Raw genomic sequence first — 22,884 nt, 5'->3', positions numbered from 1 at the left:
CGACACCCGTTGGACGAAAACCCGGCAGCCCGCTATCCTGATTGGCTACGACAAATACGGCCGACGCGGCTGCGGGTACCAAGACAGCCTTTTATTTTCAATTTCCATTAAGGAGAACCAATGGGCTCATACATCACTTACCAAGAATCCATTGATTTGAGCGATGCCGAATTCAGCGAACAAGAATTTGCCGAATGGGAAACGCAGCTTGCCGAATGCGCCTATGTGCAGACCGCGCGCAGCCTTGCCAAAATCGGCGCGGATAACCTGAAAAAACTCAACGAGCGGATTTTCGCCAAACACCCCCATATTGCCCTGCGCCTGTATTGGCAAAAAAAGCCCAACCTTACCCTGTTGCGCCATCTGCCCGATTTGCAAAACCTTTGGGTGGAAAACGACAACGAACACCCCGCCACCCACCTTGAAGCACTCGCCCGCCTGCCCAAGCTCAAAAGCCTCGTGCTCACGGCCGACGGCTTGGACAACTTGGATTTCTTGCAGCACGTCAGCCCCGATTTGGAAAAACTCCTGCTGCGGTGCGACTATCACAAAGCCAAATTCAACCTTGCCCCCGTTGCCCGATTGCAAAAACTCAAATTCCTCAGCATCGGCAACTGCGAAAAAGGCCTGCCCGAGCTGATTCCCCGACTGCCCGGGCTGGAAACCCTGCATCTTCGCAGCATTTCCAACAAAATCAGCAATCTGGATTTCCTTGCCCAATCCGAAAAACTGCAAAGCCTCACCCTGCAACTGTGCGGCGTCGGCAATCTTGACGCGCTCGCCCGTCTGCCCCGCCTGCGCTATGTGCAACTGTGGCGCACGCCCAAAATCAGCAGCCTGAGCCCCATCGCCGCGCTGCCGAACCTGCAATACCTGTTTATCGAAACCATGAACGGCATCAGTGCGCTGCCCGATTTTTCCCGCGCCGCCAAACTGCGCCGCATAGACATCGTCGCCTGCAAAAACATCACCGATTTTCGCGGGCTGCAACACGCGCCCGCGCTGCGCCAGCTTCTGATTGAAAACAACAACTTCACCCCGCCCGACATCCAAATCTACACCCCCTCGCTGCAAAACCCCACCCTGCAACGCGCCGATATTTTCTGCGAACAAAAACGCACCCGCGAAGCCTTGGCGGCGCTGACGGCGCAATACGGCAAGGATAAGGGCGGGCGGCTGTATTACTGCGGGGAGTTTGCGTTTGAAGACTGATGCGGCGCGATAAAGGCCGTCTGAAAGCCAATGGCTGCCTTGAACACAACAGGAAAACAAAATGGCTTTATTCGACCCCAACGGACTGTTCAAGCGTGCCGACGGCGTGCTGACCTTAAACGCCGCCCAACTGCCCGCAGCGGTTGAAACCTTTATCCGCTGCCATCCCAAGCAGCAAAAACTCGGTATTGCCGCCGAAGACGGCAAAGCCTACCGCTTAGACCTGTCTTCTCTGGCGCGCTTTGCGCAGATACGCGAATTGGAACTGTGCTGCCGCCTGCACCCGCAAACCGACCTGTCGCCCGTTTACGCGCTGGAAAACCTGCACAGCCTGCGCTGGCTTCCGGACAGGGAAATCGACATCGCACGTTTTCCGCATCTGAAAAACCTGCAAACCGCGCACGCTTTTGCAAGCCTGCACAAACCGCCCAATTACAGCGGCACTCACAGCTTTATCGAACAACTCGGCGGCGCCTGCTGGTACGGCAACTGGACGGACGGCTTAACCGCTCCTGCCGCCTACGCGCTGGATTTTGACAAACCGTGACCGACGACAGCGACCCCAATGGCAACATCCGCATCAGCCGCGACGGCAAACCCTTCTTCCAGGCCGCTGCCGTCCCCGCCTACCACTACGGCTGCAACGGCGCGAACTGGCTGATTCTGTTCTACGAACCCGCAAGCCGCACCGCGCTGATAATGCAGGAATGGACGTGAGCAACGGAAAGGCCGTCTGAAAGCGCAGCTGCAACGAGGTTAAAACAAGCGAAGCCGAAACCTTTTCAGACGGCCTCCCGTGTCAATCTTAAGGCCGTCTGAAAGCGGCGAGCCCGTTTTTTCAGACGGCCTTTTATCCAAGCCAACCAAGGAGACCGAACCATGACCGCGCAAGAACTGCAAGACTTCCTACACCGCTGCATCCCCGCCACCGCCGCGCTGCACATCCGCGTGCTTTCCTGCGGCACAGACGGCGTGGAACTCTTGATGCCGCACGCACCCAACCGCAACCACAAAAACACCGTGTTCGGTGGCAGCAGCGCGCTGGGCGCGACCGTGTGCGGCTGGGCGCTGGTGCACCTGAACTGCCCCGAAGCGGCGGGCAACATCGTGATACAAAGCAGCGAAATCCGTTACACCGCCCCCGCGCACGGCGATTTGCTGCTGTCTGCCAAAAGTCCCGCCGCCGGGTGGACGCGCTGCCGCGAAATGCTGGCGCAGCGCGGCAAGGGCAAAATCGATTTGGCGGTGGAGGGCTTTTCAGACAGCCTCCCCGTGGCACGGCTGACGGGCAGGTATGTTGCGCTGGCAGGGTAGGGCAGGCGCGTTTGTTTTGTTCTTGCAGGCGGCGTTTTCCTGCTGTGCGGCGGGGAAAACGCCGTTTTTTGCCGCCGCAGCCGCTGTTCGGACAGATTGTCGCCAATTTTACTTTCCGTATGGGAAAAACCTTATTTTTGATGCGGTTAAACAGGTGTGTTTGTCATTTTTTCCTTGACCGCTTACATCAGATTACTTAAAGTGCCGCCCCGCAACCGTTAGCACGGTTTGCATAAAAAACAAGCAAAACACAAACCAAAAGCCAATTTATGAACACAAACTCCGAATCCGACATCGGCGGCAAACCCGCCGATGTGTATTTTTTCGGCACCTGCCTGCTCGACATTTTCATGCCCGAAGCGGGTTTGGATGCCGTGACGCTGATCGAGCAGCAGGGCATCCGCGTGCATTTTCCGATGGGACAGAGCTGCTGCGGCCAGCCGGCCTACACTTCCGGCCATCCGCAGGAAGCGTCCGACATCGCCGCCGCCCAGCTTGATCTGTTTCCCGAAAACTGGCCGATTGTCGTGCCCTCGGGCTCGTGCGGCGGCATGATGAAACACCACTGGCCGCAGCTTTTTGCCGGCAGCGCCCATGAGGAAAAAGCCTGCGAGGTGGCGGACAGGGTGGTGGAATTTACGCATTTCCTGCTCGACATCGGCTATGCGCCTGAAGACAAGGGCGACAGCATCAGGGTGGCGGTGCACACTTCCTGCGGCGCGCGGCGCGAAATGGGCGTGCACCTCACGGGCTGGAAGCTGGTGGACAGCCTGAAAAACGTCGAACGCGTGGTGCATGACCACGAAAGCGAATGCTGCGGTTTCGGCGGCACGTTTTCCGTGAAGCAGCCCGACATTTCGGGCGCGATGGTGGCCGACAAAGTGGCTTCGCTCAAAGCCACGGAAGCGGTGGAAATCGTCAGCGCCGACGCCGGCTGCATGATGAACATCGGCGGCAAAATCGCCAAAGACGAGCCGCAGATGCCGCGTCCCAAGCACATCGCCACCTTCCTTCTGGAACGCACGGGAGGCAAGGCATGAGCGCGCGCGAAAACATTTTGGCCAAACTGAAAAAGGCCGACGCCTATCCGATGATGGAGCCGCGCGTCGAAGAGTTTTACCGTGAAATGTCGCCCGTATGGGACAGCGAAACCGAACGCCTGAAACATTGGGCGAAGGCCATGCGGGCGGTGAAAACGGAAATTTATTGGGTGACGCGCGACAACTGGCCGCAGGTCATGCTCGAAGCGGCCGAAGGCAAAGGGCTGAAAAACATCCTGCTGCCGCTGCAAACCGAACACGGCCGCGCTGCCGCCCGGGTTTTTCAGACGGCCTCAAACATAGAAACCAAAGGCTTCGACAAGCCGATAGAAGATTGGAAAGACGAGTATTTTGCGGATATCGACGCGGGCTTCACCTCCGCCCGCTGCGGCATCGCCCACACCGGCACGCTGATGCTGTGGCCGACGCCGCAAGAGCCGCGCAGCCAGAGCCTGGTGCCGCCCGTGCATTTCTGCCTGTTTGACACGGCGAAAATGTACGACACCTTTCACCACGCCATGCACGGCGAAAACATGGCCGCCGGGATGCCCACCAACGTGGTGCTGGTGTCCGGCCCGTCGAAAACCGCCGACATCCAGCTCACGCTGGCCTACGGCGCACACGGCCCGCGCGATTTGGTGGTGCTGGCCGTCCTGCCCGAGCACATCGCCCCCGCCGACTTGGAGGACGCCGCATGAGCACGCAAACTGTACATTTCCACCCGAAACCCGAAACCTTCAAGCAAAACGCCCGCGAGGCGCTGGCCGACAAGCCGCTGCGCAAAAGCCTGCGCACGGCCATGGATATGCTGATGACCCGCCGCAAAAGCGTGTTGTCCGACGAAGAAGAGCTGCAACTCTTGCGTACCCTGTGCGAACACATCCGCCAGCGCTCGCTCGCCCGTCTGCCCGAGCTGCTCGAACAGCTTGAAGCCAACCTGACCCGCTTGGGTGTGAAAGTGCATTGGGCGGAAACCCCGGCCGAAGCCTGTCAAATCATCCACAACATCATTACCGCCAAAAACGGCAAGCTGATGGTGAAAGGCAAATCGATGGTCAGCGAGGAAATCGAGCTGAACCATTATTTGGAAGAGCAGGGCGTGAAGGCCGTGGAAAGCGATTTGGGCGAATTTATTGTGCAGATGGCAGGCGAAAAGCCTACCCACATCGTGATGCCCGCCATCCACAAAACCAAAGAGCAGGTGAGCGAGCTGTTCCACAAAAACCTCGGCACGCCGCTCACCGACGATGTGGACGAGCTCACCGGCATCGCCCGTCAGGCGCTGCGCGACGTCTACCGCACGGCCGACGTCGGCCTCTCCGGTGTGAACTTCGCCGTTGCCGAAACCGGCACGCTCTGTCTGGTGGAAAACGAAGGCAACGGCCGCCTTTCCACCACCGTGCCGCCCGTGCACATCGCCATCACCGGCATTGAAAAAGTCGTGGCCAAACTGTCGGACATCCCGCCGCTGTACAGCCTGCTGCCGCGCAGCGCCATCGGCCAGCCGATAACCACCTATTTCAATATGATTACCGGCCCGCGCCGCGGCGAAGAACTCGACGGCCCGCAGGAAATGCACCTCGTCCTTTTGGACAACGGCCGCAGCCAGGCCTATGCCGAAGAACAGATGCGCCGCACCCTGCAATGCATCCGCTGCGGCGCGTGCATGAACCACTGCCCCGTCTACACCCGCATCGGCGGCGCGGCCTACGGCACGACCTATCCCGGCCCCATCGGCGAAATCGTCTCGCCGCACCTGCTCGGCCTCGATGCCACGCGCGATCTGCCCACCGCCTGCACCATGTGCGGCGCCTGCGACGAAGTCTGCCCCGTGCGCATTCCCATCACCGCGCAGATGCGCCGCCTGCGCGAAGAGGCGCAGCGCCCGCGCGACGAAAAAGTGCCGCACCCGATCCGCGGGCAGGGCGCGTCGCACACCTTGGGCGAAACGCTGGCCTGGCGCACCTACAACGGCATTTTCAGCGGCAAAAAAGCCTACCGCGCCTTCGGTTGGGCGGCCACCACCTTCCGCGCCCTCACGCCGCCCTCGCAGCTGGGCTGGACGGATCACCGCAAGCCGATGAAGCCCGCCGCCAAAACGCTGCACGAGCTGATGAAGGAAAGGGAAAAGCGCAAATAGCGCCGCCTGCCTTTGCGGCCGTCTGAAAGCCCGTTTTGCCGCCACAGGCGTAAAACCCCGCTTTCAGACGGCCTGTTTGGAAAACGCCTGCGGGCGGGAGGCAGACAGAAAACTTCCCGCCGCAGCATCAAGGCCGTCTGAAAATGCAGCTTCAACGAAGTGAACATGGGCGGCCTGCCGCGTGTTTTCCTGCCGCGAGACCGTCTGAAAGCAGAGTTGCGGCGAACGTTCAAACCCGCTGCGGCGAAACCGTCGGCCGCCAAACACGGTCGCCGTGTTTTGACTTCGCCGAAGCCCCGCTTTCAGACGGCCTCAAAACAGGCGCAGGGCAGGGCGGGTTTGCCCCCTGATGCAGAAACCATATCGAAGGCCGTCTGAAACACACAGGCGGCCGACTCCGATTTTTCAGACGGCTCTGGGCGTGTTGATATTCAGCCTTGCGGCGGTATTTTTGGTAAAAATCCACGCCTGCTGCGTCAAAAATGCCCGCAAGATGTCCAATCTTGCTGTGCTTTTTTTCTTGCAAACGTGGATTTTTCCTCAAAAAACCGCCTCGCAAGCTGAGTGCCAACACGCCCCAGCGATACCGTGAGGCCGTCTGAAAAAAGCCGTGCGACAGAGCGCCGGCAAAAAAACCGTATGCACGAGCATACCCTTCACAACAACCCGTCCGCAAAGGATTGAAAAATGGCTTTATTTTTAAGCATTTTCCCCATCGTGCTGCTTATCTGGCTGATGGTGAAGAAAAACAGCGTTCCTTCGTATATCGCCCTGCCGGCCACTGCGCTGCTGATTTACGTTTTGCAAATCAGTTATTTCGACAACCCGTTCGTCCTGCTCAACGCCAACGTGGCCGCCGGCCTTGTCGCTACGCTGACGCCGATTACCGTGATTTTCGGCGCGATTATGTTCAACCGCATGATGGAAACCACCGGCTGCATCGACGTCATCCGCAAATGGCTGGCCACCATCAGCCCCAACCCCGTCGCCCAGCTGATGATTATCGGCTGGTCGTTTGCCTTTATGATTGAAGGCGCATCGGGCTTCGGCACGCCCGCCGCCATCGCCGCCCCGATTCTGATGAGCCTCGGCTTCAATCCGCTGCGCGTCGCCATCTTCACGCTGGTGATGAACTCCGTGCCCGTGTCCTTCGGCGCGGTCGGCACGCCCACATGGTTCGGCTTCGGCCAGCTCGACCTGCCGCATGAAGACATCCTCGCCATCGGCCGCCAAACCGGCATCATCCACTTCGTTGCCGGTTTCATCATCCCGCTGATCGGCCTCAGCTTTATCGTGTCATGGCAGGAAATCCGCAAAAACCTCGGCTTCATCTACATCGCCATCCTTTCCTGCACCATCCCCTACGTCATTTTGGCGCAGGTGAACGAAGAGTTTCCCTCGCTTGTCGCCGGCGCCATCGGCCTCTTGGTTTCCGTGTTCGCCGCCAACCACGGCTGGGGCTTGAGCAAAGAACACGCCAAAGACCCGAACGCGGAAAAAGTGTCCGCAGGCCAGGTCGCCAAAGCCCTTGCCCCGCTGGGCATGCTGATCGGCATGCTCGTCGTCACCCGCATCAAACAAATCGGCCTCAAAGGCCTGATGACTAGCACCGAACCCTGGTTTTCCTTCTCCCTGCCCTTCGGCCTGTCCGACATTACCGTCACCCAATCGCTGACCTTTGTCTTCGGCAACATCTTCGGCACGGGCGTAACGGAAAAATACCAAACCCTCTACGTGCCCGCGTGGATACCCTTCGTCATTACCGTTTGGATCTGCATCCTGCTCTACAAAACCAAATTCAAAGACGCCTGGAGCTTCTACGTCGCCACCTTCAACCAAACCAAAAAACCCCTGCTCGCCCTGATGGGCGCCCTCATCATGGTCAAACTCATGATGGTGGGCGGCGACAACTCCATGGTGAAAACCATCGGCAAAGAATTCGCCGGCATGGCCGGGCAGCACTGGGTTTATTTCTCCTCCTACCTCGGTGCCATCGGAGCCTTCTTCTCGGGCTCGAACACCGTGTCCAACCTCACCTTCGGCGCCATCCAGCAGCAGATTGCCGTCGATACCGGCCTCTCCGTCACCCTCATCCTCGCCCTGCAATCCGTCGGCGGCGCAATGGGCAATATGGTCTGCATCAACAACATCATCGCCGTCTGCTCCGTGTTGAACGTCAACAACGCCGAAGGCGCGATCATCAAAAAAACCGTCGTGCCCATGTTCATCTACGGCATCATCGCCGCCGTGATGGCCGTGATTGTTATGCCGCTGCTGCCTCTGTAAGAACCTGTGAGCCGCGCAAGAGGCCGTCTGAAACCCCGCCAAGGCGTTTCAGACGGCCTCTTTATTGCCGCAGCCGAGCGGCAAAACCCGCACCCGTGCAAACGGTTTGCAGTATAATCGCGCCCGTTTGCCCGCAGAAAGCGCAAAGGGTAGAGGCCGTCTGAAAATCCTTTCGACGGTTGCGCAGATAAAACAAAAGGGAAAACCGTGAACACGTGCCACACCGCACTCTTGGCCGCCGCATTGTCGGCGGCTGCCTGCGCCGCGCCGCCCGCCGCCGAACCGGCCACCGCGCAGCAAATGGCCGACTTAATCAGCCAAGCCCGTACCCTCGGCAGAACCTGCGGCAAAACCTACCACCCCGCCGCGCCGCCGCTGAAATGGAATCCCTTGCTTGAGAAAGCCGCCGCCGCCCACGCGCAGGACATGGCCGACAAAAACTACTTCCGCCACGAAAGCCCCGACGGCCGCGACATGGCCGGGCGCGTCGAACAAGCAGGCTACCGCTACCGCGCCGTCGGCGAAAACATCCTCGCCGGCGAACCCACCGCCCGCGCCGCCATCGACACCTGGCTGGCCGCCCCCGGCCACTGCAAAAACATCATGGACACCGCCTACACCGAAGTCGGCATGGCCTACGCCGCCAACCGGCATTCCCAATACGGCGTCTATTGGGTGCAGAATTTCGGATCGTTGGCGGGGAAGTGAAAAAAGGGGGAGGATTGGCGGTTTTCAGACGGCCTTTGGCCGACAAACCGGATTCCCGAATCCGCACCAACATTAAGGAGAGCACCATGACACGAGTCAGTTTGTCATTCGCCGCCGACGGCCAAAGCGTCAGGCTGCCCGAGCAGGCGCAGTTTGGCGGCAATGTGAAGACTGTTGATGTGCGCGTGGTCGGCAACGAGCGCATCATCAGCCCCGCCGCGCAGGTTTGGGACAGCTTTTTTGCCGCAGGCAGCGGCGTCAGCGAAGATTTTATGGCCGTGCGGGAAACCGCCGTGCAGCCCGAACGGGAGCAGCTGTAAATGCTCAAATATATGCTCGACACCAATATCGTGATTTATGTGATGAAGCGCCGTCCGCTTGAAGTTTTGGAAACCTTCAACCGCCATGCCGCGCGTTTGTGTGTCAGCAGCATTACCGCCGCCGAGCTGTACTACGGCGCGGAAAAAAGCGCGTTTCCCGAACGCAACCTGCAAGCCGCCGAAGATTTTTTATCCCGCCTGCAAGTGCTGCCCTACGGCATCAAAGCCGCCGCCCACTTCGGCAATATCCGCGCCGAACTGGGAAAAACCGGGCGGCTGATTGGCGAAAACGATCTGCATATCGCCGCCCATGCCCGCAGCGAAGGGCTGGTTTTGGTCAGCAACAACCTGCGCGAGTTTGAGCGCGTGGACGGTTTGCGTTTGGAAAACTGGGTGTGAAAGCAGGCGTTATCGCCCCAACAAACTTTTTAGGCAGCCGCAAAGTGCGGGATGGTTTGAACGCACAAAGGCCGTCTGAAAAGACAATGACACGCGTCGGCAATACAGCACAAACGATATTTCTGACTATCTTTTGGCAGATGCCGCACGGTAGCTTGGATTGCAAATCCAACATGGTTAGATAATTTAACTGTTTTATGGGGGTCTCGACCCAACCTACGTTTGCTTTAAAATTCTGGAGATAGTTATGGAAGATATTTTTTATTGTTTTGAATGCAATTATAAAGCCAGAACTAAAGAAAAACCTTTTCTCAAAGATATTCTAAACAATTTTACAAAAGATGAAATTACAGGTTTTGTGTTGTTTGTAAATAATAATATGTATTCTTTACAATTCCATATTGGATTATATTTTGAAACCGATACAATTAGAGAGAAATTTGATCAATGGCTAGTGAAATATTACCCCAACAAATCACTTAAACCAAACATTAGGGCGGTTGATTTAATAAAATCTGCAAATGTAATAAGTGTTCGTGATGAGACAGATATTGATATTGCCGTAACTCCTTACGGAAACGCAATTTTTTTATTCGCAGAACAAAACACGTTGGAGCAAGATTTTCCTCAATATCAACCTGTTAAACCCGTTAAATCCAAAATTTTCTTAAGTCATTCGTCTCTAGATAAAAAAACTATTGTTCAACCCATTTTTAATTATTTGCAAAGTAGGCAACTTCCAGTATGGTTGGATAAATATGAGATAGATTATGGGGATAATATTTATCAAAAAGTAAGTGAAGGTATTCAAAACGCTGAATTTGCTATTTTCGTGTTAACAGAAAATTTCTTGGCAAGTAAGTGGGCATCAGAAGAATTATCTTCATTAACAGATTTAATTTTTAATAACTACAGCATTGTTATTGTGGATATGGAGAATGAAACCCTGATCCCTAAAATAATTTCAGCACGAAAATATATGAAATGGGACAATGGAAATTGCCTACCAGCTATCTCGGATACCATTAAACGCAAACTTAATATTTAATATAGAGACCCCACCATGCCTAAACGTACCGACCTAAAATCCATCCTTATCATCGGCGCCGGCCCTATCGTTATCGGTCAGGCCTGCGAATTTGACTATTCGGGCGCACAGGCCTGTAAGGCTTTGCGTGAAGAAGGCTATAAAGTCATTCTGGTGAATTCCAACCCCGCCACCATCATGACCGACCCTGAAATGGCGGATGTTACCTACATCGAGCCGATTATGTGGCAGACGGTGGAGAAGATTATCGCCAAGGAGCGGCCCGATGCGATTCTGCCCACGATGGGCGGCCAGACCGCGCTGAACTGTGCGCTGGATTTGGCGCGCAACGGCGTGTTGGCAAAATACAATGTCGAGCTGATCGGCGCGACGGAAGACGCGATCGACAAGGCGGAAGACCGCGGCCGCTTTAAGGAGGCGATGGAAAAAATCGGCCTCTCCTGCCCGAAATCTTTTGTCTGCCACACGATGAACGAAGCCTTGGCGGCGCAGGAACAGGTCGGCTTTCCAACGCTGATTCGTCCGTCTTTCACGATGGGCGGTTCGGGCGGCGGCATTGCCTACAATAAAGACGAGTTTTTGGCGATTTGCGAACGCGGTTTCGATGCCTCGCCCACGCATGAGCTGCTGATTGAGCAGTCCGTCCTCGGCTGGAAAGAGTACGAGATGGAAGTGGTGCGCGATAAGGCGGACAACTGCATCATCATTTGCTCGATTGAAAACTTCGACCCGATGGGCGTGCATACGGGCGACTCGATTACGGTTGCGCCGGCGCAAACGCTGACGGACAAAGAATACCAAATCATGCGCAACGCAAGCTTGGCGGTATTGCGCGAAATCGGCGTGGATACAGGCGGCTCGAACGTGCAGTTTGCGGTGAACCCTGAAAACGGCGAGATGATTGTGATTGAGATGAACCCGCGCGTGAGCCGTTCGTCCGCGCTGGCTTCCAAGGCGACGGGTTTCCCGATTGCGAAGGTGGCGGCGAAGCTGGCGGTCGGCTTTACGCTGGACGAGTTGCGCAACGACATCACCGGCGGCCGCACGCCCGCGTCGTTCGAGCCTTCCATCGACTATGTGATAACCAAAATCCCGCGTTTTGCGTTTGAAAAATTCCCCGCCGCAGACGACCGTCTGACCACGCAGATGAAATCCGTGGGCGAAGTGATGGCGATGGGCCGCACGATTCAGGAAAGCTTCCAAAAAGCCCTGCGCGGCTTGGAAACAGGTTTGTGCGGCTTCAATCCGCGCAGCGAAGACAAAGCGGAAATCCGCCGCGAACTGGCGAACCCAGGCCCCGAGCGTATGCTGTTTGTGGCAGACGCGTTCCGCGCAGGCTTCACGCTGGAAGAAATCCACGAAATCTGCGCCATCGACCCTTGGTTCTTGGCGCAAATCGAAGACTTGGTGCGCGAAGAAGCCGCCGTTGCCGCAGGCAGCCTGAAAGATTTGGACTACGCCGCCTTACGTCGTCTGAAACGCAAAGGCTTCTCCGACAAACGCATCGCGCAGCTTTTAGGCGTAAAAGAAAAAGAAGTGCGCGAACACCGCTACGCGCTCAATCTGCACCCCGTTTACAAGCGCGTCGATACCTGCGCCGCCGAGTTCGCCACCGAAACCGCCTACCTCTACTCTACTTACGAAGAGGAATGCGAAGCGCGTCCTTCCGACCGTAAAAAAGTGATGATTCTCGGCGGCGGCCCGAACCGCATCGGTCAGGGCATCGAGTTTGACTACTGCTGCGTTCACGCCGCGCTCGCCCTGCGCGAATCGGGCTTTGAAACCATCATGGTCAACTGCAACCCCGAAACCGTGTCCACCGACTTCGACACCAGCGACCGCCTGTATTTCGAGCCGCTGACGCTGGAAGACGTGCTGGAAATCGTCCGCACCGAAAATCCGTGGGGCGTGATTGTGCATTACGGCGGTCAAACCCCGCTGAAACTCGCCAACGCGCTGGTTGAAAACGGCGTAAACATCATCGGCACGTCCGCCGACAGCATCGACGCCGCCGAAGACCGCGAACGCTTCCAAAAAGTGTTGAACGACTTAGGCTTGCGCCAACCACCCAACCGCATCGCCCACAACGAAGAAGAAGCGCTCGTCAAAGCCGAAGAAATCGGCTATCCGCTGGTCGTGCGCCCGTCTTACGTCCTCGGCGGCCGTGCCATGCAGGTCGTCCACTCCGCCGAAGAGCTGCAAAAATACATGCGCGAAGCTGTGCAAGTATCCGAAGACAGCCCCGTGTTGCTCGATTTCTTCCTGAACAACGCGATTGAAGTCGATGTGGACTGCGTTTCAGACGGCAAAGACGTCGTTATCGGCGGCATCATGCAGCACGTCGAACAGGCAGGCATCCACTCCGGCGACTCCGGCTGCTCGCTGCCGCCCTACTCGCTCAGCGAAGAAATCCAAGACGAAATCCGCCGCCAAACCAAAGCCATGGCATACGCGCTGGGCGTGGTCGGCCTGATGAACGTACAGTTTGCCGTGCAAGACGGCGTGGTGTTCGTGTTGGAAGTGAACCCGCGCGCCAGCCGTACCGTGCCCTTCGTCTCCAAAGCCACCGGCGTGCCGCTCGCCAAAGTCGGCGCGCGCTGCATGGCAGGCATCGCCCTGAAAGAGCAAGGCGTAGAACACGAAATCATCCCCGATTTCTACGCCGTTAAAGAAGCCGTGTTCCCCTTCATCAAATTCCCCGGTGTGGACACCATTCTCGGCCCCGAAATGCGCTCCACCGGCGAAGTGATGGGCGTGGGCGAAACCTTCTCCGAAGCCTATCTCAAAGCCCAGCTCGGCGCGGGCGAGCGTATGCCCGCCACCGGCAAAATCTTCCTTTCCGTGCGCGAAGAAGACAAGCCGCTGATTGTTCAGACGGCCAAAAACTTCCAAACCTTAGGCTACGGCGTCTGCGCCACACGCGGCACGGCGGCGTATCTCACCGAGCACGGCGTGGTGGTGCAAACCGTCAACAAAGTGCCCGAAGGCCGCCCGCACATTGTCGATGCGATTAAAAACGGCGAAATTGCCCTAGTGGTGAACACCACCGCCAGCAACCCGCAGGAAATCGCCGACAGCCACAGCATCCGACGCAGCGCCCTCACCCAGCGCGTGCCGCAATACACCACCGTCGCCGGCGGCGAAGCCATGAGCGAAGGCGCCAAAAGCCGCGACCACCTGGGTGTGTACAGCGTGCAGGAGCTGCATCGGCGGCTGAAGAAATAGGCAGCCTGAAAAGGCTTAAAAGGCCGTCTGAAATCTGGTTTATTGATTTCAGACGGCCTTAATCACAGGTCGGAAAAATCTCATCCGCAGGAGCGTTTTATGAACACCGACACCCTTTACCACCAATACCGCAACTACTTCCAAGCCGCCGGCTCGGGCTGGCAGCTGGGCGAAGACGGCCGCCGTCTGCGCTCGGGCGGGCGGCAGCGGCATTTGGCGCTGGAAATGTGCGTTGACGGCTTCGGCCTGCGGGCTGATGCGGTAGCGGGCGAACAGGTCGGCTACGGCGTAGGCTTTTTGGCGGCGGAGCGCGCTTTGGCGGCGGGGTCGTCCATGCGGATGGTGTCGGGGTCGGCATGGGTTTCGCTCTGCCAGCGCAGGCCGCCGCCGATTGTCCAGCCGCGCGGGTTTTCAGGCTGCGTGGTGTAGGAGGTAGAGTTTGAAGCTGCGCTCGGGGATGCTGTCGCTGTTGAGCCGTTTGCCTTGCCGGTCGCGGGTGCGGCTTTGGCTGTAGCCTGCCTGTAATTGCCAGCTTTCGGTGAGGCGGCCGCTGATTTCGGCTTCCCAGCCGTGGTGGGCGGCTTGATCGGCGGCTTGGTAGTAGGTGTCGCCGTTGGCGTCGCGGCCTGCGGCTAACGGCCAGGTGGTTTTTGCGGGCGCGGTAGAGGGCGGCGGAGGCATTCAGACGGCCTTGCAGCCAGCTGGCTTTGATGCCGGCTTCGAGATGGCTGCCGGTAAGGGGTTTGAGGTAGCCGCCGTCTCGGTCTTTCTGGGTTTGCGGCACGAACAGGCTACTGTAGGAGGCGTAGGCGCTGAAGTTGGGATGGAAGTCGTAAACGATGCCGGTGTAGGGGGTGAGACGGCCGCCGGATACGTGTTCGATGCTTTGGCTGCGGGTGTTGTAGCTGCCTGCACGGTAGCGGCTGTAGCGCGCGCCGGCGATAAGCGAGAGTTTGTCTGTTGCTCTGATACGGGTGGCGAGGTAGCCGCCGCTTTGGCGTTTGTCGCTTTCGCCGTGTATCTGCTGCATATAGGACTAGGACGCAGGCTCGGGATAGCTGCCGCTGCGCGAGAAATCATCAAGATTGGCAACGGCATTGAATGCGATATTGCGCGCGCCGTGGCGGCTGCTTTTGCTGCGGCTGCCGCCGATGCCCGCCGTCCAGTCGTGTTCGCGGCCGAACAGGCGGTAGCTGCCGTTGAGCGATGCGTTAAGGCTGTGGGTGTGCGGGCGGTCGCGCCAGTAGCCGGTAATCATGTCGGCGGCACCGGTGTTGTGGTTGATGCCGAGTATGCCCGCCACGCCGTAGGGATGATCCCAATCGCGTTTTGTGTAGCTGTATTCCACTTTGCCCTGCACGCCGTTTCGGAACTGATGCTGTACGCCCGCAAACAGGTTCAGTGTGCGCGTGCGGCTGTATGCCCAGTCTGCCGACGGGTTGTAATGCACGCCCAGCGGGGTGGCATAACCTGCGTTGTCATAGGTAACGGTGCTGTGCGAAGAGGCGGCGGTTTCTCTGGCCTGCTGGTAATGCGCGCCCGCATGCAGGCGGGTAGCGGGCGTTACGTCGTATTCGGCGATGCCATAGAGCGAGAAATCGCGGCTTTTTTCGCGCTCACGCCACGTGCGGCCGTGGTGGAAATCGGCCACGGCGCGGCCGCGCAGCGTGCCGGCATCGTTCAGGCTGCCTGAAACGTCGGCCGACGCGCCGTTTTGGCGGTAGCTGCCAGCATGGAGCGCGATTTGCGCCTGCGGCGTGCGCGTCGGCCGTTTGCGTACCAAGTTCACCGAAGCCGACGGCTCGCCCGCGCCGTAAAGCAGGCCGTTGGCGCCGCGCACCACTTCCACGCGCTCGTAGGCGGCGGTGGCGGCATTGCCCGCGTCTTGCAGCGAGTCGCCCGCGTTCAGGCCGTCGATGCTGAAATTGGTGATGCGGCTGCCGCGTGCAAACAGATAGTTGTAGCCCGCGCGGTTGGAGCCGTAAATCTGGCGGCTTACGCCGTTGGCCTGTACCAGCGCATCGTCAAGCGTGCGGATGTTCTGCTCGCGCATCTGACGTTGTCCAATGATACTGGTGCTCTGCGGCAGCTCGCGCAGCGTCATCGGCAGACCCAGCGGCGAAGCCGACACCGCGCCGCCGCGCACGGCGGTTACGGTAACGGTTTCCAGCTCGGCGCTATCGCCCGGCGCAACGGTATCGGCCTGCGCGTAAAACGGCAGCAGCGCGGCGGCCAGCAGGGTATGGAAAGCACCAGGCAGCGCCCTTGGCCTTTGGCGGCGGTGCGGGTTTGGGCAAACAGCGCGTCGATTTCGGCTTTGAGCTTGGCCGCTTGGGCTTCGCGGCCGAAAATCCGCGCCAGCGCGTCCATCTGCTGCCCGCCGCTTTCGCGGATATTGGCGTTGTCCACCGTCAGATCGACGGTCGGCGCAATGCCGGCGAGCTTGGGATAGGCTTCTGCGCTCGGCCCGCCGGTGATGACGAGCTGCGGGCGGTAGGCGTTTAGCGCTTCGTAATCGGGTTCGAACACCGTGCCTACGGTTATCGCGCGGGCAAACACGGGTTACAGGTAATCAATCTGCATCGGCGCGGTGGTCGCGTCCACGTTCACGCCCAATTGGTTCAAGGCATCCAAAGCCGCCCAGTCGTACACCGCCACTCTTTCAGGCTGCCTGGGCACGACAATTTCGTCGCGCACGGTTGGCACGGCGAGCGTGTCCGCGCTTGCGGCGGCGGATGCGGCATTTGCTGCGGCAGGCGGAACATCCTGCGCCTGCTCGGCGGGCAGACAGGCGGCCAGCGCCAGGGCGCAGGCGGTCGGGAAAAAACGCTTCATCGCGGCACTCCTTGCTGTTGCGGGAAGCGCGATTTAAAACCGAAACCCCCTGCCCCGCCCAGCCGGCTGGCGGCGTGATTCCCGATGGCGCAGGTGGAAATTCCCGAATGGGCAGGTTTGGCAAAACGAGAGGCCGTCTGAAAATCCGATTCGGGTTTTCAGACGGCCTTTCTTGATTAACGGAAGAAATTTGCCGCTTCGTTTGCAACTCTGTTTTCAGACGGTCTCTGTGCCGTTGCCCCGCAAATCGGGACGGCGTTTTCCTGTTTGAGGCGGGAGACAGGTAAGGGCAGACAAACAAGAGGCCGTCTGAAAACCCCGAATCGGGTTTCAGACGGCCTTTGGGTTTTCAGACGGCCTCAGCCTTGTCCGAGCAGGCGGCGGATGTCGGCGGGTGGAAAAACGGTTTCGCTGCGCTCTGCCTGCGTGTGCGCCTGGGCGGCGGCGTCGGCCATGGCACGGGCAAGGTCGGCGACGGGCAGGGACTGCTGGCTTTTCAGGATGCCGATGGCGTTGAGGGCGCTAAGCAGGCGTGCGCTCCACACTTCGGCGGGGCGCTTGCTGTCGGGGCGCAGCAGCAGGGGCGATCGGAAGACGAGCAGTTGCGGGAAAGCGAGCGTGGCGCTGTCGCGTTCGAGTTCGCCTTTGAGACGCGAATAAAAGATGCGCGACTGCGGGTCGGCGCCCGCGGCGGAGAGCAGGGCAAAGGTCGGCACGCCGTTGGCGCGGGCGGCGCGGGCGGTGTCGATAACGGCCTGATAGTCGATTTGGCGCTGCGCCTCTTGGCTGCCCGCGTCTTTCAGCGTTGTGCCGAGGCAGGAAAAGAGAATGTCGCCGCGCACTTGCGCTGCCCAGTCGGCGGAGCGGGCGAAGTCGATGATGTGCACGCGCAGTTTGTCGTGGCTGATTCGGGGTTCGCGGCGCACGAAGATGTGCACTTCGCCAAAACGCGGATCGTCGAGCAGGAGGGCGGTGAGTTCGCGGCCGGTGGCGCCGGTGGCGCCGATGATGGCGGCTGTGAGGGTCATGCGGGTTTCCTTATGGTGTGGGCGGGTTGGCGGAACGGATGTTCAGGATTCGTCTGCGTCGGCCAGGCCGCTTTTCACGCGGCGCAGACAGGTGAGGACGAGCAGGGCGCAGGCGAGCCACATCAGCCAGTAGCAGGCGGCGGGCAGGCTGCCGGCGGCGGCATACCACACGGCCAGAAGGCCGGTGAGGAAGGCGCGGTCGCTTTTGCCCAGCGGGCCGTCGTAGCGGCGGCCGCTGCCGTGTACCTGGCCGAGTACGCCGCACAGTTCGCTTAGTGCCGCAAGCCAGACAAAGAGGGCGGTTTCGAGGCCGCCGAAGGGGGCAACGAAGGCGAAGGGCAGGTAGAGTGCGGCGTCGGCGGCGACGTCGGTGATTTCGTTGAGATAGCCGCCCAGCGCCGATTGTTGGCCGAATTCGCGCGCCAGCATGCCGTCGGCGGCGTTGAGCGCCATGCGGATAATGAGCCACACGGGCAGCAGCCAGAAGAGGGCGTGGATGCGGTGTTGCGCGGCGGCGGCCAGCAGCAGGCCGAGCAGGACGGAGGCGGCGCAGGCGGCGAGGGTGACTTGGTTGGCGGTGATGCCGCGCGCGTGCAGGCGGCGCACCAGCGGGCGCAGCAGGTTTTGGAATCGGGGTTTGAGGGCGTAGATGCTCATGGGGAGGCCGTCTGAAAAGGAAAAGGCGGGCGATTATAGCCGAACGGGCGGGGTGTTTCTGTTCAGACGGCCTGATGCGTTGCGGCCGTCTGAAAGCGCGGTGAAAAGCAAAAGGCCGTCTGAAAACGGGAAAACGTGCTTTCAGACGGCCTTTTGCCGGCGGCCTTATTCGGGCTTTTTCGCCAGCATGGTGACGAATTTGAAGCGTATCGGGTTGCCCGCGTCGTCGGTGGCGTGCATGGCGCCGGGTTCTTCCTTGTATTCGACCAGCTCCCAGCCTGCGTAATATTCGCGCAACTCGTTTTCGCGGAATTTGAAGGGAAAGGGCATGGGGCAGGGGTAGTCGGCGGTGTCCATCGCCGAGACGATGAGGTTGTAGCCGCCGCGTGCGGTGTGCTCCTGCATGTTGGCAATCACGGCGGGGACGCGGTCGGGGCGCAGGAACATGAATACGACGGTAGCGACGATAAAGTCGTAAGGCTCGTCGAGGGCGGCGGCGTTGATATCGTAGCCCGCCGCCAGCACGGGCAGGTTTTCCTGTGCCGCCATGTCGGAGAGCGCGTAGAGCGGGTTGGGGTTTTGGTCGACGGCGGTGACGTCGAAGCCTTTGAGGGCGAGATACAGCGCGTTGCGCCCCTGGCCGCAGCCCAAGTCCAGCGCTTTGCCGGGCGGAACGTGCGCGGCGGCGGCTTTCACGGCGGAGTGGGTGGCGGTCATGCCGTATTTTTTGCGGAAATAGTCGGCCTTGTCGCAATGAAATTCGAGCTGCACCGACAAATCGTCGCCCAAAGGTTCGATTTTGTGCCACTGCTGCGGCTCGATGGTGTGCACGCCGCTTTCGGGGGTAATTTCGACGGCGGACAACACATTGTCCGCTTCGTCCAGTTCGTAGAATTTCAGACGGCCTGACAAGACGCGCAGTTTGCCCCATGTGTCTTCCTGCGTGTTGTGGCGGGCGAGGAAGGCGGGCGGTACGGTGTCGGCACTCCACACGGGCATTTGTTTGTAGCAGATGAGATCGTTGTTCATATTGGGCTTTCGTGAGGTGGAAAGAAAGGCGGGATATTAATTTCTTCGGCGGCGGGGGACAAGAAAAGACCGCCTGAAAAGGTTTTCAGACGGCCTCTAATCTCTAACGCCGCGCGATGTCGGGTGTATCCACGCTCACGTCGGCATTTTGCGCCCGCTGGCGCAGGGCGTGGTCGATGAGTACCAGCGCAAGCATGGCTTCGGCAATCGGCGCGGCACGCAGGCCGACGCAGGGGTCGTGGCGGCCGTGGGTGGCGATTTCCACCGCGTTGCCGTGGATGTCGATGCTGCGGCGCGGCGTGGCGATGGAGCTGGTGGGCTTGATGGCGATGTTGACGCGAATGTCCTGCCCGGTGCTGATGCCGCCTAGGATGCCGCCCGCATGGTTGGACAAAAATCCCTGCGGCGTCAGCTCGTCGCCGTGCACGCTGCCGCGCTGCGCCACCGCGTCGAAGCCGTCGCCGATTTCCACGCCTTTCACGGCGTTGATACCCATCATGGCGTGGGCGATGTCGGCATCGAGGCGGTCGAACACCGGTTCGCCCAAGCCCACCGGCACATTACGCGCTTCGATGCTCAATTTCGCGCCAACGGAATCCAGCGATTTGCGTACGCTGTCCATATAGCGTTCCAAATCGGCGATTTGCGATTGGTTGGCGGCGAAAAACGGGTTTTGCGCGATAAATTCGTAGCCTTCAAAGGCGATTTCTTTTTCGCCGACTTGGGTAACGTAGGCGGTGATGTGCGTGCCAAACTGCTCGCGCAGCCATTTTTTCGCCACCGCACCTGCCGCCACGCGCGCGGCGGTTTCGCGGGCGGAGGAGCGGCCGCCGCCGCGATAGTCGCGGATGCCGTATTTGTGCCAATAGGTGTAATCGGCGTGGCCGGGGCGGAACTGTTCGGCGATGTTGCCGTAGTCTTTGCTGCGCTGGTCGGTGTTGCGGATAAGCAGCATGATGGGCGTGCCGGTGGTTTTTCCCTCAAACACGCCCGAGACGATTTCCACCTGGTCGGCTTCGCGCCGCTGGGTAACGTGGCGGCTGGTGCCGGGTTTGCGCCGGTCGAGGTCGGCCTGGATGTCGGCTTCGCTTAATGCGAGATTGGGCGGGCAGCCGTCGATGATGCAGCCCAAGCCCGCGCCGTGGCTCTCGCCGAAAGTGGTTACGGTGAAGAGTTGTCCGAAAGTGTTGCCTGCCATGTTGTGTTCCTTTGCGGTGTGCGGAATGCGGTATGTGGAAGCGGCGGATTTTAGCACGGAGGCCGTTCCCGCCTGCGCGGGAATGACGTTTCTGAAACCCGTGCTGCGTGTCAGCGCGGTTTCTTGCGCGAACCGCCGCGTCTGCTTTTTTCAGACGGCCTGTCGGACGCTTCGGCCTGCCGTTTGGCCTTGGCCGTTTTGGCGCGTTTGAGCGCGTCGCAGGCGGGTGTGCCGTTGCGTTCGCGCAGCAGGGATTCGCGTTGCAGGGCGCAGGATCGTTCGAGCCGTTCGGTCTCGAAGCCGTCGGCGGCGCGGGCGGCGGCGGGGAGGAGTAGGGCGGTGAGTGCGAGGGCGGCGAGGGCGGGTTTCACGGGTTTTCCTTTCGCGGTTTCGGCTTGACGGTGGCTTTCAGACGGCCTTAAAGGCCGTCTGAAAAAAGGGCGGGACTGTGTTTTAACTTCGTTGGAGCTGCGCTTTCAGACGGCCTCTGGTGCCGGTTCGTCGGGACAGCCGCCGCCGACGTAGAGCGACAAGTTGTGGAAGGCTTCGAGGGTGTTGCGGTGGCCGATGCTGACGATGATGCTCTCGGGCAGGCTGCGGCGCAGGGTGGTGTAGAGGTGGGCTTCGGTGGGCTCGTCCAGCGCGGAGGTGGCTTCGTCGAGGAGGATGGCGGCGGGACTGGCGAGGAGGACGCGGGCGAAGGCGACGCGCTGCTGTTCGCCGGGGGAGAGGCGCTGCTGCCAGTTGTCTTCCTTGTCGAGCAGGGGCACGAGGTGGGTGAGGCGGCAGGTTTCGAGGGCGGCGGCAACGTCGGCGCGGCCTGCCTGCGGCGCGGGGTAGCAGACGGATTGCAGGAGGCTGCCCTGCGGCATATAGGCTTTTTGCGGCACGAACATGATGCGCTCTTTCGGCGGGCGGGCGATGCGGCCGCTGCTGCCGAAGGGCCAGAGTCCGGCGAGGGCGCGCAGGAGGGAGGTTTTGCCGCAGCCGCTGGGGCCGCGGATGAGGACGGCGTCGCCGGGGCGGGCGGCGAGGCTGACGTCGGAGAGCAGGGCGTCGCCGTTGTGGCGCAGCAGGGTGAGGCCGTCGAGGATGAGGCCGTCTGAAAGGGTTTCGGTGTCGGGTTGGTGTGCGGGGCGTTTGTCGTCCATGCTGTCCATAAAGCCGGCGATACGTTCGAGGCGGGCGCGGTAGACGGTGAAGTCTTTGTAGAAGTTGCGGAAGAAGGACATGGATTTTTGCAGGCGGGCGAAGGATTGGACGGTTTGCTGCACGTCGCCGATTTTGATGTGTCCGGCGAACAGGCGCGGCGCCTGCAGCATCAGGGGCAGAAGCTGCATGATTTGGCTGAAAACGTCGTTGAAGCCGCTGAGGGTGACGCTTTGGCGGGCGATGCGCCAGCGGTTGGCGATGATGGCGCGGAAGCGTTCGCCAAGCTGCTGCCGTTCGCGCCATTCGCCGTTGTAGAAGGCGATGCTTTCGGAGTGGTCGCGGATGCGCACGAGGGAGTAGCGGTAGTCGCCGTTGAGGTGTTCGTTTTCGTAATTCGAGCGGATGAGCGGGCGGCCTATCCACATGGCCAGCGCGGTGGCGGCGAGGATGGCGATGTAGACGAGAAAGACGATGCCGTGCGGGATTTCGATGCCGAACACGGGCAGCATGCCCGCCAAGCCCCATAGAACGATGGTGAACTCGATGGTGGAAATCACCGAATTGAGCATGCCGCGCAGGAAGGTGATGGTGGAAACGATGAATTCCTGCGCGTCCATCTGGATACGCTGGTCGATGTTGTCGGGCGCGTCGCGGCGCATTTGCAGGCGGTGGTAGGTTTTGTCGGCCAGCCAGCGGCGGGTAAGCACGCGGTTGAGTTGTTCTGCCCATTTGATGGCCAGCGCCTGGTCGAGAAAGTCGTTGATGATGAGGTTGACCGAGCGGATGAGCATCACGGCGGCGTTCATGAACACGGCCGTCCAGAACACGGCGGCCAGCCTGTCCTGCATGGCGCTGTATGCGCTGCTGTATAAAAAGGTGTTGAGAACGTAAAGCCGCACTTCGGTGAGCAGCAGCACAATCATCAGTATCACGACGGCCGCCGCCGCCACGGCGCCGCGTCTGCTCAGGCAGGGTTTGAGCACCTGCCAAAACTCGCGTCCGAAGCGGGTGCGGCCGAGCAGGAGGGCGGCGAGGGCGGCGGCCAGCAGCACGCCGGCGAGGGTTTGCAGCAGCCACAGAGGCGAGGCGGCCAGTTCGGTCTGCCATTTTTGCGTTTGGGCGAGGATGAGCGGGGATGTGTGCATGATGATACGGTTCTGTTTGAGGCCGTCTGAACGCGGGGTTCGGAAACGTCATTCCCGCGTAGGCGGGAGCGGCCTTGCTGTGTTTTGGGCGTGTTGACAATCAACATTTTGGCGGCTTTTCCGTCCTAAAACGGCATCTGCCGCGTTG

General features: G+C 59.8%; 22 protein-coding genes and 2 pseudogenes. 14 read left to right on the top strand and 10 right to left on the bottom strand.

The genetic code is table 11. From position 1 onward, the window contains the following. Window positions 1-120: 120 nt before the first annotated feature. The 14 genes from CGZ77_RS11465 to CGZ77_RS12710 all read left to right on the top strand — a co-directional run bounded on the left by CGZ77_RS11465 (window position 121) and on the right by CGZ77_RS12710 (window position 14,121). Window positions 121-1,212, top strand: a complete 1,092-nt coding sequence (locus CGZ77_RS11465; RefSeq protein ID WP_036495520.1) for a leucine-rich repeat domain-containing protein — start codon at window positions 121-123, stop codon at window positions 1,210-1,212. A 61-nt stretch (window positions 1,213-1,273) separates the two neighbouring features. After that, window positions 1,274-1,759 (top strand): hypothetical protein, encoded by a 486-nt coding sequence (locus CGZ77_RS11460; RefSeq protein WP_009425245.1) that lies wholly within the window; start codon window positions 1,274-1,276, stop codon window positions 1,757-1,759. Further along, a complete protein-coding gene (locus CGZ77_RS12195; protein WP_009425244.1) occupies window positions 1,756-1,929 on the top strand; it encodes a hypothetical protein in 174 nt (57 codons plus the stop codon). The genes CGZ77_RS11460 and CGZ77_RS12195 overlap by 4 nt, the downstream gene beginning before the upstream one ends. A gap of 162 nt (window positions 1,930-2,091) precedes the next feature. Continuing rightward, the gene (locus CGZ77_RS11455) at window positions 2,092-2,526 is read left to right on the top strand and encodes a YiiD C-terminal domain-containing protein (RefSeq protein ID WP_009425243.1); all 435 of its coding nucleotides are present in this window, start codon (window positions 2,092-2,094) and stop codon (window positions 2,524-2,526) included. Between the two features lie 269 nt (window positions 2,527-2,795). Beyond that, a complete protein-coding gene (locus tag CGZ77_RS11450) occupies window positions 2,796-3,566 on the top strand; it encodes a (Fe-S)-binding protein (RefSeq protein ID WP_009425241.1) in 771 nt (256 codons plus the stop codon). Next, on the top strand, window positions 3,563-4,264 hold the full coding sequence (locus CGZ77_RS11445) for a lactate utilization protein C (RefSeq protein WP_009425240.1): 702 nt from the start codon (window positions 3,563-3,565) through the stop codon (window positions 4,262-4,264). The genes CGZ77_RS11450 and CGZ77_RS11445 overlap by 4 nt, the downstream gene beginning before the upstream one ends. Beyond that, complete coding sequence (locus CGZ77_RS11440) at window positions 4,261-5,706, top strand: LutB/LldF family L-lactate oxidation iron-sulfur protein (RefSeq protein ID WP_009425239.1); 1,446 nt, start codon at window positions 4,261-4,263, stop codon at window positions 5,704-5,706. The genes CGZ77_RS11445 and CGZ77_RS11440 overlap by 4 nt, the downstream gene beginning before the upstream one ends. Window positions 5,707-6,393: 687 nt before the next feature. Then, window positions 6,394-7,992 carry an L-lactate permease gene (locus CGZ77_RS11435; RefSeq protein ID WP_009425235.1) on the top strand — a complete coding sequence of 533 codons (1,599 nt, stop codon included), beginning with the start codon at window positions 6,394-6,396 and terminating at the stop codon, window positions 7,990-7,992. A 207-nt stretch (window positions 7,993-8,199) separates the two neighbouring features. Continuing rightward, window positions 8,200-8,700: a CAP domain-containing protein gene (locus CGZ77_RS11430; RefSeq protein ID WP_009425234.1), complete on the top strand. Its 501-nt coding sequence runs from the start codon at window positions 8,200-8,202 to the stop codon at window positions 8,698-8,700. An 86-nt stretch (window positions 8,701-8,786) separates the two neighbouring features. Next, window positions 8,787-9,020: a type II toxin-antitoxin system VapB family antitoxin gene (vapB, locus tag CGZ77_RS11425; RefSeq protein ID WP_051040403.1), complete on the top strand. Its 234-nt coding sequence runs from the start codon at window positions 8,787-8,789 to the stop codon at window positions 9,018-9,020. Further along, window positions 9,021-9,419, top strand: a complete 399-nt coding sequence (locus tag CGZ77_RS11420; RefSeq protein WP_009425232.1) for a type II toxin-antitoxin system VapC family toxin — start codon at window positions 9,021-9,023, stop codon at window positions 9,417-9,419. A 247-nt stretch (window positions 9,420-9,666) separates the two neighbouring features. After that, window positions 9,667-10,467, top strand: a complete 801-nt coding sequence (locus CGZ77_RS11415) for a toll/interleukin-1 receptor domain-containing protein (RefSeq protein ID WP_009425230.1) — start codon at window positions 9,667-9,669, stop codon at window positions 10,465-10,467. Between the two features lie 15 nt (window positions 10,468-10,482). Further along, window positions 10,483-13,692 carry a carbamoyl-phosphate synthase large subunit gene (gene carB / locus CGZ77_RS11410; protein ID WP_009425229.1) on the top strand — a complete coding sequence of 1,070 codons (3,210 nt, stop codon included), beginning with the start codon at window positions 10,483-10,485 and terminating at the stop codon, window positions 13,690-13,692. Window positions 13,693-13,791: 99 nt separating this feature from the next. Beyond that, window positions 13,792-14,121, top strand: a complete 330-nt coding sequence (locus tag CGZ77_RS12710; RefSeq protein WP_009425228.1) for a hypothetical protein — start codon at window positions 13,792-13,794, stop codon at window positions 14,119-14,121. Here the strand turns inward: CGZ77_RS12710 and CGZ77_RS12705 are convergent. The 10 genes and pseudogenes from CGZ77_RS12705 to CGZ77_RS11365 form a co-directional block, all read right to left on the bottom strand. After that, window positions 14,104-14,373: a TonB-dependent receptor gene (locus CGZ77_RS12705; RefSeq protein WP_009425227.1), complete on the bottom strand. Its 270-nt coding sequence runs from the start codon at window positions 14,371-14,373 to the stop codon at window positions 14,104-14,106. The genes CGZ77_RS12710 and CGZ77_RS12705 overlap by 18 nt on opposite strands. A gap of 7 nt (window positions 14,374-14,380) precedes the next feature. Next, a pseudogene (locus CGZ77_RS12700) lies at window positions 14,381-14,722 on the bottom strand (TonB-dependent receptor domain-containing protein); the annotation flags it as partial. 6 nt (window positions 14,723-14,728) lie between these two features. Further along, window positions 14,729-15,838: a TonB-dependent siderophore receptor gene (locus tag CGZ77_RS12695; RefSeq protein ID WP_009425226.1), complete on the bottom strand. Its 1,110-nt coding sequence runs from the start codon at window positions 15,836-15,838 to the stop codon at window positions 14,729-14,731. A 95-nt stretch (window positions 15,839-15,933) separates the two neighbouring features. Then, window positions 15,934-16,527 (bottom strand): annotated as a pseudogene (locus CGZ77_RS11395) (ABC transporter substrate-binding protein); the annotation flags it as partial. 359 nt (window positions 16,528-16,886) lie between these two features. After that, window positions 16,887-17,555, bottom strand: a complete 669-nt coding sequence (locus CGZ77_RS11390) for an NAD(P)H-binding protein (RefSeq protein ID WP_009425223.1) — start codon at window positions 17,553-17,555, stop codon at window positions 16,887-16,889. A 42-nt stretch (window positions 17,556-17,597) separates the two neighbouring features. Continuing rightward, the gene (locus CGZ77_RS11385) at window positions 17,598-18,212 is read right to left on the bottom strand and encodes a CDP-alcohol phosphatidyltransferase family protein (protein WP_009425222.1); all 615 of its coding nucleotides are present in this window, start codon (window positions 18,210-18,212) and stop codon (window positions 17,598-17,600) included. A gap of 165 nt (window positions 18,213-18,377) precedes the next feature. Beyond that, window positions 18,378-19,241 carry an SAM-dependent methyltransferase TehB gene (tehB, locus tag CGZ77_RS11380; protein WP_009425221.1) on the bottom strand — a complete coding sequence of 288 codons (864 nt, stop codon included), beginning with the start codon at window positions 19,239-19,241 and terminating at the stop codon, window positions 18,378-18,380. Between the two features lie 103 nt (window positions 19,242-19,344). After that, window positions 19,345-20,439 (bottom strand): chorismate synthase, encoded by a 1,095-nt coding sequence (gene aroC / locus CGZ77_RS11375; protein WP_009425219.1) that lies wholly within the window; start codon window positions 20,437-20,439, stop codon window positions 19,345-19,347. A gap of 110 nt (window positions 20,440-20,549) precedes the next feature. Further along, entirely contained in the window at window positions 20,550-20,810 is a 261-nt protein-coding gene (locus tag CGZ77_RS11370; RefSeq protein ID WP_009425218.1) for a hypothetical protein, read from the bottom strand. 105 nt (window positions 20,811-20,915) lie between these two features. Next, a complete protein-coding gene (locus tag CGZ77_RS11365; RefSeq protein ID WP_009425217.1) occupies window positions 20,916-22,736 on the bottom strand; it encodes an ABC transporter ATP-binding protein/permease in 1,821 nt (606 codons plus the stop codon). Window positions 22,737-22,884: the final 148 nt, after the last annotated feature.

This window comes from Neisseria sp. KEM232 (assembly GCF_002237445.1).
Classification (GTDB): domain Bacteria; phylum Pseudomonadota; class Gammaproteobacteria; order Burkholderiales; family Neisseriaceae; genus Neisseria.
Note: the sequence above shows the minus strand (reverse complement) of the source record. Positions and strands in the feature narration are given on the sequence as shown.